Here is a 14,666-nt window from a genome sequence, read left to right as displayed (position 1 = left end):
CATTAATACCTCGGCTTTCTCGATTTGATTTCCTCTAGGAACTGCAGGTAATGTGTGTAACGGTATTCAGGGATCTCCCCTGATTCGACCGCTGTCTTTACCGCACATTTCGGTTCCTTGTGATGCATACAGCCTCTGAATTTACAGTCGTCTTCTCGCTCCCTGAATTCAGGGAAACAGGATGGCAGCTCCTCGGCTTCCAATTCGGTAAACTCCAATGAGCTGAATCCAGGCGTGTCTGCAACAAGGCCGCCGCCGATTGGTATAAGCTCCACATGTCTTGTCGTATGGCGTCCGCGTCCCAGACTTTCGGATATCTCATTTGTTTCAAGGTCCAGGCGCGGGTCGATAGCATTCAGCATCGACGACTTGCCGACTCCTGACTGACCCGCTATTACTGAAATCTTATCTTTCATATGCAGCTGCACTTGCTCTAGATTCGTTTCCTCTTTAGAGGACAGCATCTCTACCGAATAACCGATTTCTCGATAATCCTCTTTAAATGCTTCGATTATGTCCAATTTATCCGCAGACAGCATGTCCATCTTCGTAATGAAAATAACTGGCTGAATACCTTTTGACTCTACCAATACAAGAAAGCGGTCGAGCAATGCTGTGCTGAAATCCGGCTGTGCAGCTGATGTTACGATAATTGCCTGATCGATATTGGCGATCGGGGGCCTGACTAGCTCATTCTTCCGCGGACGCACATCAAGCACATAACCCTCTTGCTTCGTCTCCGCTTCGAATACCACTTGATCACCGACCAAAGGCGTTATTTTCTGTTTGCGGAATACACCTCTGCCACGGCATTGATAGGTCTCTCCGTCTTCTGTAAGCACATAATAAAACCCACTCAGTGCTTTCATAATCTTACCTGATGGCATTTATTCACCTTCCCTGTCTTCATACGGAACAGTTTTTTCCAAAATCACTTCGTCATCACGCAATATACGATATTCTGCTTCTCCGCCAGCCGGTATGCTGAGCGTGAGCGTAATTTCCTCATCCTCTGTGATAGTACGTTCATCATAGAGCTCGGTCACATCATGGTCTGCGTCACCTACATAGATCTGAACTATCTGAGGGACAGGATCATTTTGTGTCCCTCCGCTCTGTTCATCTTCGCCCGCTTGTGCATCATCTGGCTCGTAGGGAACAGTGAATGTTACCGTATGCGTCGCAGGTGGCAGGTTTTCCGGGCCAGTCGAGACATACAAATCGACACTGCCATTTTCTTCAATGGATTGCCCTGATCCGGGATTATGCCGGATTACGACACCTTCATCAACTTCATCTGAAGGCTGCTCAATAAAATTCCCATCCAAATCATTTTTATCTAGATAAGATTGAGCTTCCTCTTCTGTCATACCAGTCAAATCTGTCAGTGTCACCGCTTCCGGTCCTTTGCTCACTTCAAAGATGACCGTGGTATCTTCTGGGACCACCTGTGATCCTGCTTGAGGCTGAATTTGGGAGATGATTGTACCAACTGGTTCATCCGAGAACTCCTCGTAAGAGCGTACATTCTTATACCCCTTGTCATCCAAAAGTTTTTCAACTTGGGAGAATGACTTGCCCTCATAATCATCAAATTCTTCTTTTTCCTTGCCGATACTTGTATAAACCGTAACACTGGAGCCTTCCTTGATTTTACTGCCTGCGGAAGGATCTGTCTTGACGACACTTCCTTCTTCTATCGTATCAGAGGCGGTTGCTTCCCTCTTCACGTGCAGATCAAGGTCGGATAGCTTATCGACAGCATCTGCATAGGAATCACCTCTTACGTCGATCATCGTAACTTCTTTTGGAGCTGTAGCAAGTACGATACCCACTCCTGCGCCTGCGAGCAATAAGAGAATGACAGTAATCCATATAAGCACTTTCCATCTTTTTTTCTTCTTTTTCGGCTTTTTCTGATCTTCTTGTTTTGGTGGATTCGTATGACCGTTATGCACGATCGTATCAGCTAGCGAAGCTTTGTTCAGATCTTTCTCCGAAATGATCGGGATGGCTTTCGTAGTTTCACCATCATCCTTGGGAGGAGCATAACGCGGTTCGTCCGCCCTTGAAGGATCCAGACATGTTTCCAAGTCCGTCTCCATATCATATGTGCTCATATAACGGTAGAAAGGATCCTTCGTCGTGCTTTTCAAAACGATATTCTCGACACTTTGCGGAATATCTCCTGCCCACCGTCTGACAGATGGTGTGTCAGTCTGTAAATGCTTCAAAGCAATGCTGACAGCTGATTCACCGGAGAACGGCAGACGACCGGTAAGCAATTCAAACATGACAATACCGAGGGAATAGACATCGGACTTCTTGGTAGCAATGCCTCCCCTTGCTTGTTCGGGTGATAAATAGTGTACCGAGCCCAGCATGGCATTGGTCTGTGTCAATGATGTTGCGCTCAGCGCTGTAGCTATGCCAAAGTCCGTCACCTTCACTTTTCCATAATCATCAATCAGGATATTCTGCGGTTTGATGTCACGATGGACGATTCCGTTAGCGTGAGCGTGTGAAATCGCGGAAGTGACTTGCTTCATGATATCGACTGTATCAGGCACCACGATGGAACCATGAGTCTGTATGTATTGCTTTAATGTCATGCCGCTGACATATTCCATGATCATGTAGTAAATGCCATCCTCATCCCCAACATCATAAATCGTGACGATGTTTGGATGTGAAAGACTGGTTGCCGCGTGGGCTTCCCGATGAAATCTTGCAATGAATTCATCATCATTTGCATACTCCAGCTTTAGGACTTTGATGGCAACTTCGCGATCAAGGATGATATCCTGGCCAAGATAGACATTCGCCATACCGCCTCCGCCAATCAGACGGTGAACTTCATACCGTTCATTCAGCGTACGTCCTTCGAGCATGCTATGCACCCTCCCGGACAGGTGTATCAGCCAAATCGGCAATGATCAGGGAGATATTATCTTCCCCGCCTCGCTCATTGGCAACCGTCACGAGCTGCGAAGCGATATGTTCAATCTCTTCTCCGGATGTGAGGTATTGTAAAAGCTCCTGCTTGTCGAATTTGTTTGATAATCCATCCGAGCACAACAGAAGACGATCTCCAGCTTCCCAAGTGATGGAAACTAAGTCCATCTCCACATCCTGGTCCGTTCCCAGAGCGCGCAGCAAGACATTCTTCCGAGGATGATGCTCGGCATCCTGTTCTGTTATTTCACCAGATCGAACCAGTTCATTTACAAGGGAATGGTCCTCCGTCACTTGCTTGAAACCTTCTTCATTCAGCAAATAGCATCGGCTATCTCCAATATGGGCAATAGTGACGAAATCATCTGTACACACTGCTGCGACAACCGTCGTACCCATACCTGTCAATTCCTCGCTTTGCCGCGATTCTTCATACACACGCAGATTGACGGCTTTGATCGCTTGCTTGATTGCCTCCTCTGTCTTTTGCGGAGAATCAAAGGCAGCAGCAGACTCCCACCAGCTGCGTAAATGGGAAATAGCTAGCTGACTGGCGACATCACCTGCTTTATGTCCGCCCATACCATCGGCAATGACAGCAAGATATTGTTCATTGGAATTGGAAAATACCCCGCCTGCATCTTCGTTATGACTTCTGATCTGACCACGATCGGTAATGAAAAAACCTCTCACGCTTCTCACCTCATCTATATGCAGTCTGTTTGCTGCTCCAAATTAATCCTACCACATTTTTTACCCTTTTCTAACAAGTCGGACAAGGAAAAAGCCATCGGTATTAAAATCCTGCGGGAATACTTGCAAACCTGCATCAGTTAGACCTGGGGCTTTCTGAACAGCTTGCGGCAAATCAGCCTGGAATTCCGGATCGACTTCAAAATCTGGATGTTGCTCGAGAAAAGCTCGGACAACCTGCTCGTTTTCTGCTTGATCCACTGTACAAGTACTGTAAACCAGTTTTCCGTCTTTTTTCAAAAGCGGTGCTACCTGTTCCAGCAATTCGGCCTGAATGGAGGCAAGTGACAAGACATCTTGTTCTGACTTATGGTACTTGATATCCGGTTTTCCTCTCAGTACGCCCAATCCAGAGCAAGGTGCGTCAAGTAAGATACGATCAAAACTCTCTGGTTCGTGCCGTTCCTGCAAGTTCCGTGCATCTGCCTGATCGGCTTCAATGATCGTCAGCTTCAGCTTCTCCGCTTTTTGCTGAACCTGCTTCGCTTTCTTGGTATGCAGATCGTACGCATAAAGCTTGCCTTCGTTTTCCATCGTTTCTGCTATATGTGTTGTCTTTCCACCTGGTGCACTGCACGCATCCAGAACTGTCATACCAGCTGCTGCATTAACCATCTGTCCAGCCAGCATACTCGTCTGATCTTGGACAGTTACTTGATTGGAGAGGAACAAATCACTTTTCAGGATGTTCCCTTCTTCCACGATGATCCCTTGCGGATTGATACTGGAAGGGTGGACTGTAAATCCTTGGGACTCCAGTTCTTCCATCGCTTCATCACGTGTAATCAGCATGGGCTGGACGCGCACACTTATCGGTTTCTCTACTTGGTTTACGGCACACATTTCACGTGCTGTCTTTTCTCCGTATTGCGAGATCCAGCGCTCGACAAGCCACCTAGGGTGACTCGTTTCCAGGGAAATACGCTCGGCTGGGTCTTGGATATCATCCAATTTAGGGAAGCCTTTACGCTGTGCATTACGAAGTACAGCGTTCACAAGTGATGCGATACCTTTATGCCCTCGCTGCTTGGCAATTTCAACAGATTCATGGATGACAGCATGGTCAGGCACCCGGTCCAATGCGTACATTTGATAAAAAGCCGACAGTAAAAGCCATTTTGCCCATGATTCTAATTTCTTTGATACAAATTTACTGAGAAAATACTCCAATGTCAGCTTATAAGATAATGTTCCATATACGATTTCGGTTAGCAATCCAGTATCCCTGCTGTCAAAACCTTTATTGCGGATTGTCTGATCCAGCAGCAAATGACTGTAGCCGCCCTGATCCCCGATACGACTTAGCAATGTGACTGCTGTGTCACGGAGTTCATACTTCTTCATTCTTGCCCAACCTTTCTCCAGCTTGCATATCTTTGCCGACTCCGCGCAGATAATCTGCTGCAGTCATCTGTTTCTTGCCTGCTGGCTGTACCTTCGTCAGTTTAACTGCCGTATTCTCTTTGCAAACTACGATTATGCCATCGGCTTCAATAGCTGCAATCTCTCCTGGCGCTCCTTCATATTCACGATCCAGAAGCTCACTCCACCAAATCTTGAAAGGTTTTTCCTTGTACGTAGTGAATGCTACAGGCCATGGATGCATGCCTCTGATATGATTGAAAACTTCCCAGTTTGAACGGCTCCAATCTATCACTTCTTGCTCGCGTTTTATCGTTGGAGCAAATGTTACTTTCTCTTCATCCTGTTTGATTGGATTCACGGAACGAGCAAAAATATCAGGAAGGATATCGTGAACCATTTCCGCACCAAGCGCAGCTAATTTATCATGTATCGTGCCTACATGGTCCTGCATTGTAATTGGCACCGAACGCTGCAGCAGCATATCACCTGCATCCAGTTTCTCAACCATATACATGATCGTAACGCCCGTCTCGGCTTTCCCTTGCTGAATGGCATAATGGATCGGAGCACCGCCACGAAGCTCAGGCAGCAAACTGGCATGTACATTGATACAGCCATATTGCGGATAATCGAGCAGTTCTTTCGGCAATATCTGTCCAAACGCTGCCGTTACGATCAGATCAGGTTCATAAGAAAAAATTTCTTCATAACTTTGCTTGATTTTTTCCGGCTGATAAACCGGGATTCCATGCTTCAAAGCTTCCTCTTTTACAGGTGAGCTGGTAAGGATACGTTTGCGTCCTTTCGGGCGATCAGGCTGGGTCACAACGAGCACTACCTCGCAATCTTCCTCTGTCAGCTGTTTAAGTACGGGCACCGCAAAATCCGGTGTTCCCATGAATACGATACGTTTCATTCTAATAAGCTCCCTTCTTACATGAGCGAATACGGCTGTAAATCAACATGTATTTGCAAATCTTCTTTTTTCCGCGCATCTTCGTAGTGATGAAGGATTCTCCTGATTACATCTCGAAGATTCGGTTCGTTTTTGTATTTTACCATGCACTGGAAGCGATATCTATCTTTGATCCGCGCTAATGGTGATGGGGTAGGTCCAAGTATCCGTACCTGATCGGACAGGTGCTTCTGGAGCAGCTGTACAATCGTCTGTGTTGTCTGCATTGCCTTCACCTGGTTTTGATGACTGATCGTCAACAGCGCCAAATAATAATACGGCGGATATTGAAAGGCTCTGCGTGTTTGCATTTCCGTCTGGAAAAATGGCCGATAATCCCCTGCCGCTGCGAGTTCAACACTGTAATGCTCTGGTGAATATGTCTGAATGATGACTTCTCCAGGCAAACTGTGCCGCCCAGCTCGTCCGCTTACTTGCGTCAGCAGCTGGAACGTCTTTTCTGCAGCACGGAAATCAGGTAAATGCAGCATAGAATCTGCAGCCAGTACACCGACAAGTGTCACTCTTTCAAAGTCCAGTCCTTTTGCAATCATCTGGGTACCAAGCAGAATGTCCGCTTCGCCTCTGCCAAATGCGCCAAGCAGTTTTTCATGCGCACCTTTCCGTCTCGTTGTGTCGACATCCATCCGAATGACACGAGCTTCCGGCAGCAGCTGCGTGAGCGCTTCTTCCACTTTTTGTGTACCTGTACCAAAGTAGCGTATCGTATCACTTTCACATGCCGGGCAAATGGAAGGCATCTGCTCTTCATAGCCGCAATAATGGCATTTTAGCTGTTCACTGCTTCTATGGTACGTAAGTGTAATATCGCAATGCGGGCATTCCACTGTATGACCGCAGTCGCGACACATGACAAATGTGCTGTAGCCGCGACGATTAAGGAAGAGGACTATCTGTTCCTTCCTGCGGATACGTTCTTTCATCTGTTCCAGCAATTCTCGAGCAAAGATCGACCGGTTGCCCGCATGCAGCTCATCCCGCATATCAATGATCTGATAATCCGGCATCGATGCCTGATTCACGCGCTCCGGCAGCTCCAGCATCTGGTAGACGCCTTTTTCCGCTCTCGCATATGATTCAAGCGAGGGTGTCGCACTGCCGAGTACAACCGGGGCACGATGATATTTCCCGCGGAAAACAGCAATATCCCGAGCGTGATATTTCGGATGATCTTCCTGCTTATAACTCGTCTCATGTTCTTCATCGATAATGATGATTCCTAAATTCTCGAAGGGAGCAAATATCGCAGATCTGGCGCCGACAGCTACCTTGACTTGCTTGCGCTGAATCTTTCGCCATTCATCGTACTTCTCGCCGGCCGATAAAGCACTATGCAATACGGCAACATCAGAGCCGAATCTCCCTTTGAATCGGTTGACAGTCTGAGGAGTAAGCGCAATTTCAGGTACAAGGACAATCGCTTCCTGCCCTTTTTCCAGCACCTGCTGGATTGCCTGCAAATACACTTCCGTCTTTCCACTTCCTGTGACCCCATGAAGAAGGAATACTTCATGTGTTTCCGAATGGATGCTCTCCAGTACCGGTTCGAGTGCATTCGCCTGTGAATCAGATAGCTGCAGTGGTTGTGTACGCTCGATTTGCTTATTTTCATAAGGATCCCGCAGTACTTCTTTGTCATAGGAATGCAGCAAGCCTGCATCCAACAGAGGCTTAAGTGTAGAAGCAGTTGTCTGATACATTTCCAGCAATTGTTTCTGAGCAATCTGACCCGGCTCTTCAATGAAATGCTCAAGCAATGCTTTTTGTTTCATAGCACGGGCGTTGACATTAGCTAACGCCTCTTGAAGCTCTTCAACAGGCTTGTCTGCATCTATCATACGAATTGTTTTCTTCGTTTCCTTGGAGTTTACTTGGTAGCGCAGTTCGACTTGACCTGCTTTGATTGCCTGCTGGAGAATCGCTAAAGGAACACCGCTGTGCTCGAATTGTTCGTACATGCTGGTATCCTCTTCTTGAAATAACGGCCGCAATACTTCTGGAATAGTTCCCGTTCGGACAAGCACTTTTTGATATGTCGCCTTCATCGCTTGCGGCAGCATCGCCTGGAGGGCGGTAATATGGAAGCTTAATGTTTGCTCCCCCATCCATACTCCTAAATCAAGCAGTTCAGGAGTCAACGCTGGAAGCAGGTCCATTGTTTCCTGAATTTCCTTCAGCTTGTCCACTTCAGCAGAACTGCTTATCTCCAGGACGAAGCCCATGATGCGGCGATTTCCGAATGGTACGACGACACGCATCCCCGGCTGGAGGACGTCAATCAGCTTCTCAGGAATCAAATAATCATACACGCGGTCGGTCTGACTGGCCGGGACGTCAACAACAACCTTCGCGATGTTCATTTTCTGTCAGCTCCTATATCTTCTACGATCTCATCCAGAATCCGGTGAGCAATCTGCTTCTTCGTATCAGAAGGCAGATGTTGTTCCTTGCCTTCCCTATTTAAGTAAATCACTTCATTCGTGTCAGATTGAAAGCCTGCGCCTGCCTTACCGACTGTATTCACACAAATGGCATCTAAGTGCTTACGCTCTAGCTTTCCTCTGCCATATGCTACAGCATCATTTGTCTCCGCAGCAAAACCGACAAGGAACTGATGCTGCTTCCGCTGCCCAAGTGTCATGAGTATATCGGTAGTCCGTTCCATTTCAATCGACATGTTCCCGTCCTGTTTTTTCACCTTAGAATCAAATGTCTGTACCGGACGGTAATCAGCTACAGCTGCAGCTTTAATAACGATATCCTGCTCTTCGTATACAGCAAGTACTTGGTCAAGCATCTCCTGGGCAGTCGTTACATCCATTCGTTTCACTCCAAGAGGCGCAGATAACTGGGTCGGTCCGCTTACAAGCGTAACATCAGCCCCGCGTTTAGCAGCAGCTTCTGCCACGGCGTAGCCCATCTTACCTGAGGAATGATTCGTAAAGAAACGAACAGGATCAATCGTCTCCTGAGTCGGTCCAGCCGTTACTAACACGTGTTTACCTTCCAGATCACGCTTGGGTTCTGTTCTTTCTTCCAGGATCCGGATAATGGATTCCGGTTCCTCCAGTCTGCCCTTTCCAACATATCCACAAGCAAGATAACCTGCTTCTGGTTCGATAAAGTGGTAACCCCAGTCATCGAGCTGCTGCATGTTTCGGATCACTGCAGGATGTGCGTACATATGAACGTTCATAGCAGGCGCAATGTAAACTGGCGCCTCCGTTGCAAGCAATGTCGTCGTCAGCATATCGTCTGCCATACCAGCTGCAAGTTTACCTATTAGGTTAGCTGTTGCTGGTGCAAGCAGGAATAGATCTGCTTTATCTGCTAAATCTATATGCGCGATTTTCTCCGGGTGTTTTTCGTCAAAGGTATCGGTATATACCGGGTTACGGGATAAAGCCTGGAACGTGAGCGGTGTCACGAATTCTGCGGCATGCTTTGTCATGATTACATGGACATCTGCACCCTTTTGTGTCAGTTTGCTTGTCAACGCGCATGCCTTATAGGCAGCGATGCCTCCGGAAACTCCCAGACAAATCGTCTTTCCAGCTAAATTCATTTCACTTCCCCCTCCTGATGCACAATAAGAAAGAAACCCCCGCTTGGTGTTCACCATCGCGAGGGCATCTCCAGCGGATGCACCTGGCATCCTCACCGTTTATTCTTCTGTATATTCCAATTGGTCAGCTTGAATTTCTTCCAGCGCGATACCAACATATTTATAGGATTTCGGGTTTGCAATCTTCGTTGTCTTTGTCTCCTGCAGCTGACGTGCACGCTGTGATGATAAAGTAACCAAAGTGTATTTCGAATTGATTTTTTCCTGTAGTTTATCAATAGACGGTTCTAGCATCATATCAATTAACCTCCAATGCTTTCTTGTATTCTTTTGCGACGCGTTCGCGTTTGCAATGCTCACTTTGTACAATGGATTGAATCTTCGACACAGCGTGATCCAATTGATCATTGACGACCACATAGTCATAAGCATCCATCATTTCGATTTCGTCCCGGGCAGCATTCAGTCGGTTCTTCACAAGATCCGGCGTTTCGGTACCGCGTCCGACGATGCGATTCTTCAATTCCTCCAGACTTGGCGGAATGAGGAAGATGAAAACACCTTGCGGGAAGTTCTCTTTTACCTGAAGTGCACCTTGTACCTCGATTTCAAGAAAGACATCATGACCTGCTTCCAACGTCTCTTCTACGTAATCACGAGGAGTGCCATAATAATTGTCCACATAGCTCGCATATTCAAGGAGCTTATTCTGACCAATCAAACGCTCGAAATCTTCCTTCGATTTATAGAAATAGTCCACGCCATCCTGTTCTCCCGGCCGCATGTTTCTCGTTGTCATGCTGATTGAGTAACGCAAATGTGTGTCCTGTTCGAATAATGCCTTCCTAACCGTCCCTTTTCCAACACCCGAAGGTCCGGACAGGATGAAAAGGATACCTTTCTGTTCAATCATGTGCTTCCTCCTAGCTATTCCTCAGATAGTTCATCGTCACGCAGGACACGTTGTCCCACCGTCTCGGGCTGCACAGCCGAAAGGATGACGTGATCACTATCTGTGATGATGACAGCTCTTGTTCGCCGACCATATGTAGCATCCACCAGCTTATTCGCATCGCGGGCAACCGTGATGATTCGCTTGATGGGAGCCGATTCAGGAGAAACTATCGAGATAATCCTGGTTGCGGAAACAACATTCCCGAACCCGATATTAATCAATCTTAAACTCATCTTGCTTCTCCCTTCTTGCTGTACTGCTCTTTTGACTGGCGTTCCAAACTTCTTATAATGTCATGGAATTCCCTCTACAGATCTACTAAATAGAAGGATCATCTTATCATTATACCTTTATCATCAAATAAACCATATCTTATTCATTATAATTATATCTTAAACCAAACTCAACACTATTCTATATTTTGCACTTGCTCTTTTATTTTCTCCAGCTCCGATTTCATATTTACTACGATTATACTGATAGAGGAAGCTGTTGATTTGGATCCGATCGTATTTACTTCCCGCTGCATCTCCTGCAGGATAAAATCACACGTCCTGCCGACAGGGCCTTCTTTCTCCAGATTCATAGCTAGCTGATCCAAGTGACTCTCCAATCGGATGAGTTCTTCCGTTATATCACCCTTTTCAGCCAGCAGCGCTATTTCCTGGTAAAGACGGCTGTTTTCCGGTAATACACCATCTACGTAGCTTGTTATCCTATCTTCAATGCGGCGTTTGTATGCTTCCATTACCTGCGGCCGCAGCTCTGCCAGCTGCTTCAGCATCGTTTGGATATCAGTCATCCTATTTTGAATATCCTTTGCTAAAGCACTACCTTCCACTGTACGCATTTGGATGAAGGCTGCCAATGCATCTTGCACTGCTTTTTCCACCAAGTCCGGCAGTTCTGTCAGCTCTGGCTGTGCTTCTTCTATAAGGATGTCAGCAGATTGGGACAGCAGTGTATCAATCGTAATTTCTCCACGAAGATCAAAAGCGGTTCGTATAGCTCTCAGCTTAACCATATATTCCTCAGCTAATTCCCAATCAATGGATAATTCGCGTTTTCGTAAACCTCCGCCATCGATATCAACTGTCAGTTCCAGCTTACCCCTGCTGACGGCCTGCTGCAGCTGATCCTTCAAAGTGGATTCAAGAAAAGCAGCAGCTTTTGACAGCTTGCATTTAATATCCAAGTACCTGGAGTTCACACCTTTTAATTCCGCTGTGACCGTGAGGCTGTTTCCGGATGCCACACTTCTGCCATACCCAGTCATGCTTTTCGTCAAGCTAATCCCTCCGGCTTTTTAGTAGTCACAGTGTATCAAAATCAAGACTGTTTGTCCTGTATCAGGAACCCTGGGAAAAGAAAAGCATGCTACCCGACGTTACTGGGAGCATGCTTTTCACCTATTTTCTTATAAAACCGAATAGCACAGTAGGAACAGCACTTAGTGCCAAAATCAACAACCAGTCCCGCATAACCAAGTCCGTCGTGTGGAAGATCGGCTGCAGTGGACTGACATAGATGACAGCAAGCAGAAGAACGACAGAGGAGACGACAGCTCCGATCAGCCAGCCGTTCCCGAAAGGATTGCGGGCAAATACCGACTTTTCACTGCGACAGTCAAATACATGGATCAGCTGAGCCATGACTAATGTAGCAAATGCTGCTGTTTGCGCATAAACAAGTCTTTCCGGATCTCCTTGGTACATCAGCATAAAAGCAATGATCGTCACTGATCCGATCAGAATACCGCGTGTGACGATCTTCGTACCAAGTCCTCTGGCAAAGATCCCTTCATTTGGATGACGCGGTTTCTGCTTCATCACTTCATCCTCTGCCTTGTCCATACCGAGCGCAATGGCTGGCAGACCGTCTGTCACTAAATTTACCCATAAGATTTGGATAGGTACAAGCGGCATCGGCAGTGCCAGAATCATGGCGAATAGCATCACGAGGATTTCACCAACATTGGAAGCAAGCAGATAACGCACAAACTTTCTTATATTGGAGTAGATCGTCCGCCCTTCCTTGATGGCTGCTTTGATAGTGGCAAAGTTATCGTCCATCAAGACAAGCGCACTTGCTTCTTTAGCGACATCGGTCCCTGTAACACCCATGCTGATGCCTATATCGCTTGCTTTGATTGCCGGAGCATCATTGACGCCATCACCAGTCATCGCAACAATATGACCGACATTCTGCAGCGCTTGAACAATTCTGAGCTTATGTTCCGGAGTCACACGGGCAAACACGTACATACTATCCACTTCTGCCTGCAGTTCTTCATCTGACATATGATCCAATTCCTTGCCTTCCACCACTCTGCCAGCAGGCGGCAGAATATGCAGCATATTAGCGATCGCAGCAGCTGTCTTTACGTGATCACCAGTAATCATAATCGTCTTGATGCCAGCTTTCCTGCAGTCGATGATTGCATCTCTAGCTTCCTTGCGCGGCGGATCGATCAATCCATTCAGACCGATGAATACCATTTCCTTTTCCAGCTCTTCTTCTTTCGGCTGATATCCAGCTGGGAAGTGCCGGACACAAACAGCAATCGTCCGCAATGCTTTGGCCGCCATTTGATCTACTGCTTCATACAAGGCTTGCTTATCTTTGCCGGAAAGCAGTTTTTTCTCTGCTCCATGATACGCAGCTTTTTCGATTAAAACGTCCGGTGCACCCTTCGTAATCGCAATCAGTTTTCCTTTAGGCGTTTTGACCAACACAGTCATCCGTTTCCGTTTGCTGTCAAAAGGTATTTCATGCACGATGTTATAGCTGGACAATTCATCTGCTTCAATTCCAGCTTTTTTGCCAGCAACAACGAGCGCTCCCTCTGTCGGATCTCCATCAATCATCCAGCGTTTCTTTTTTCGGAATGCCTTGGCATGGCTTGACAGAACACCATAACGAAGATGTTCCAAGAGCGCCTCTTCTTTCGTCTCATTTCCATCCCGGTAAAAACCACCTGATGGATCGTACCCATCGCCTGTTACCGTATAGGTATTTCCATCGAGGAAAATCTCTTTGACTGTCATTTGATTTTCTGTAAGTGTTCCTGTTTTATCTGAACAAATGACTGTAGCCGAGCCAAGTGTCTCTACAGCAGACAGTCTTCTGACGATAGCTTTTTGTTTGATCATACGCTGCACACCAAGTGAAAGAGCGACTGTCACGATTGCTGGAAGTCCTTCCGGTATGACAGCTACCGCCAGTGATACACCTGCAAGCAGCATCTCATACAACGGATTGCCCCTATAAACCCCAGCTAGTACTGTTAACGCAGTGAGAAGCAGGGCTATGACGATAAGTACTTTTCCGAGCTTCTCCAGCCTTCGTTCAAGCGGCGTCTGCTTTCGCTTTGTATCAACAAGCAGTTCAGCAATTTGTCCTACTGCCGTATTCATACCGGTTCCAATGACGATACCGGTACCACCGCCACGCGTCACAAGAGAGCTCATGAATGCGATATTGTGCTGATCCTGCGGACCCAGTTGATCTGCATTCAATTTCTCTGTCATCTTGGCAACTGGCAGTGACTCCCCGGTAAGTGCAGATTCCTCCGTTTCCAAACTTGTCACACTAACCAAACGCAGATCAGCAGGCACCCGGTCACCTGCAGTCAACGATACGACATCGCCAACGACCAGTTCTGCTGACGATATCCTTGCCCATTGTCCATCCCGCAGCACACGCGCCATCGGGGCATTCAATTCCTTCAGTTTGCTGAGAGATTTTTCGGCATTCCTTTCCTGAAAGAAGCCGATCAGCGCATTTAATAGAACGATCAGCAGGATGGCAATGCTATCGATATACTCGCCCAACAGTCCTGAGATGACCGTTGCTGCGAGCAGCACCAGTACCATGAAGTCTTTGAATTGTCCGAAGAATAAAGCAAGCTGCGAGACTCCTTTTTCTTCTTTCCATTCATTTCTTCCATCCCGCTTCAGCCGCTGCTGCACTTCCTTTGTGCTAAGTCCTTTATGTGTGTCGGAGTTTGTTTGTTTAGTTGTTTCCTCTGCTGAAATCTGATACCATCGCACATTGCATACCTCCACCCTTATTTCTAATGTAAATGTATGCGTGCT

General features: G+C 46.9%; 12 protein-coding genes. All 12 read right to left on the bottom strand.

All coding sequences use genetic code 11. The features are described from left to right. Positions 1 to 2: 2 nt before the first annotated feature. A complete protein-coding gene (gene rsgA, locus ABXS78_RS07605; protein WP_366249581.1) occupies positions 3 to 887 on the bottom strand; it encodes a ribosome small subunit-dependent GTPase A in 885 nt (294 codons plus the stop codon). After that, positions 888 to 2,891: a Stk1 family PASTA domain-containing Ser/Thr kinase gene (pknB, locus tag ABXS78_RS07600; protein WP_366249580.1), complete on the bottom strand. Its 2,004-nt coding sequence runs from the start codon at positions 2,889 to 2,891 to the stop codon at positions 888 to 890. A 1-nt stretch (position 2,892) separates the two neighbouring features. Continuing rightward, the gene (locus ABXS78_RS07595) at positions 2,893 to 3,648 is read right to left on the bottom strand and encodes a Stp1/IreP family PP2C-type Ser/Thr phosphatase (RefSeq protein ID WP_366249579.1); all 756 of its coding nucleotides are present in this window, start codon (positions 3,646 to 3,648) and stop codon (positions 2,893 to 2,895) included. Between the two features lie 60 nt (positions 3,649 to 3,708). Then, positions 3,709 to 5,052 (bottom strand): 16S rRNA (cytosine(967)-C(5))-methyltransferase RsmB, encoded by a 1,344-nt coding sequence (gene rsmB, locus ABXS78_RS07590; protein ID WP_366249578.1) that lies wholly within the window; start codon positions 5,050 to 5,052, stop codon positions 3,709 to 3,711. Continuing rightward, entirely contained in the window at positions 5,039 to 5,989 is a 951-nt protein-coding gene (gene fmt, locus ABXS78_RS07585) for a methionyl-tRNA formyltransferase (RefSeq protein WP_366249577.1), read from the bottom strand. The genes rsmB and fmt overlap by 14 nt, the downstream gene beginning before the upstream one ends. Positions 5,990 to 6,006: 17 nt before the next feature. After that, positions 6,007 to 8,409: a primosomal protein N' gene (gene priA / locus ABXS78_RS07580; protein WP_366249576.1), complete on the bottom strand. Its 2,403-nt coding sequence runs from the start codon at positions 8,407 to 8,409 to the stop codon at positions 6,007 to 6,009. Further along, positions 8,406 to 9,614 carry a bifunctional phosphopantothenoylcysteine decarboxylase/phosphopantothenate--cysteine ligase CoaBC gene (gene coaBC, locus ABXS78_RS07575; protein WP_366249575.1) on the bottom strand — a complete coding sequence of 403 codons (1,209 nt, stop codon included), beginning with the start codon at positions 9,612 to 9,614 and terminating at the stop codon, positions 8,406 to 8,408. Before coaBC ends, priA begins: the two co-directional genes overlap by 4 nt. A gap of 99 nt (positions 9,615 to 9,713) precedes the next feature. Beyond that, complete coding sequence (gene rpoZ / locus ABXS78_RS07570) at positions 9,714 to 9,911, bottom strand: DNA-directed RNA polymerase subunit omega (protein WP_281176674.1); 198 nt, start codon at positions 9,909 to 9,911, stop codon at positions 9,714 to 9,716. Position 9,912: 1 nt separating this feature from the next. Next, positions 9,913 to 10,527 carry a guanylate kinase gene (gene gmk, locus ABXS78_RS07565; RefSeq protein WP_095223073.1) on the bottom strand — a complete coding sequence of 205 codons (615 nt, stop codon included), beginning with the start codon at positions 10,525 to 10,527 and terminating at the stop codon, positions 9,913 to 9,915. A gap of 14 nt (positions 10,528 to 10,541) precedes the next feature. Beyond that, the gene (remA, locus tag ABXS78_RS07560; RefSeq protein ID WP_038560050.1) at positions 10,542 to 10,802 is read right to left on the bottom strand and encodes an extracellular matrix/biofilm regulator RemA; all 261 of its coding nucleotides are present in this window, start codon (positions 10,800 to 10,802) and stop codon (positions 10,542 to 10,544) included. A gap of 176 nt (positions 10,803 to 10,978) precedes the next feature. Beyond that, entirely contained in the window at positions 10,979 to 11,857 is an 879-nt protein-coding gene (locus ABXS78_RS07555; protein ID WP_366249574.1) for a YicC/YloC family endoribonuclease, read from the bottom strand. A gap of 121 nt (positions 11,858 to 11,978) precedes the next feature. Next, the gene (locus ABXS78_RS07550) at positions 11,979 to 14,621 is read right to left on the bottom strand and encodes a cation-translocating P-type ATPase (RefSeq protein ID WP_366249573.1); all 2,643 of its coding nucleotides are present in this window, start codon (positions 14,619 to 14,621) and stop codon (positions 11,979 to 11,981) included. Positions 14,622 to 14,666: the final 45 nt, after the last annotated feature.

The organism is Terribacillus aidingensis (assembly GCF_040703035.1).
In the GTDB taxonomy this organism is placed as follows: domain Bacteria; phylum Bacillota; class Bacilli; order Bacillales; family Amphibacillaceae; genus Terribacillus.
This window is presented reverse-complemented; position numbering and strand designations above follow the sequence as displayed.

Coding starts and splice junctions, on each gene's coding strand:
- rsgA (WP_366249581.1), bottom strand. CDS start 887: ATGCCATCAGGTAAGATTATGAAAGCACTGAGTGGGTTTTATTATGTG.
- pknB (WP_366249580.1), bottom strand. CDS start 2,891: ATGCTCGAAGGACGTACGCTGAATGAACGGTATGAAGTTCACCGTCTG.
- rsmB (WP_366249578.1), bottom strand. CDS start 5,052: ATGAAGAAGTATGAACTCCGTGACACAGCAGTCACATTGCTAAGTCGT.
- fmt (WP_366249577.1), bottom strand. CDS start 5,989: ATGAAACGTATCGTATTCATGGGAACACCGGATTTTGCGGTGCCCGTA.
- priA (WP_366249576.1), bottom strand. CDS start 8,409: ATGAACATCGCGAAGGTTGTTGTTGACGTCCCGGCCAGTCAGACCGAC.
- coaBC (WP_366249575.1), bottom strand. CDS start 9,614: ATGAATTTAGCTGGAAAGACGATTTGTCTGGGAGTTTCCGGAGGCATC.
- rpoZ (WP_281176674.1), bottom strand. CDS start 9,911: ATGATGCTAGAACCGTCTATTGATAAACTACAGGAAAAAATCAATTCG.
- gmk (WP_095223073.1), bottom strand. CDS start 10,527: ATGATTGAACAGAAAGGTATCCTTTTCATCCTGTCCGGACCTTCGGGT.
- remA (WP_038560050.1), bottom strand. CDS start 10,802: ATGAGTTTAAGATTGATTAATATCGGGTTCGGGAATGTTGTTTCCGCA.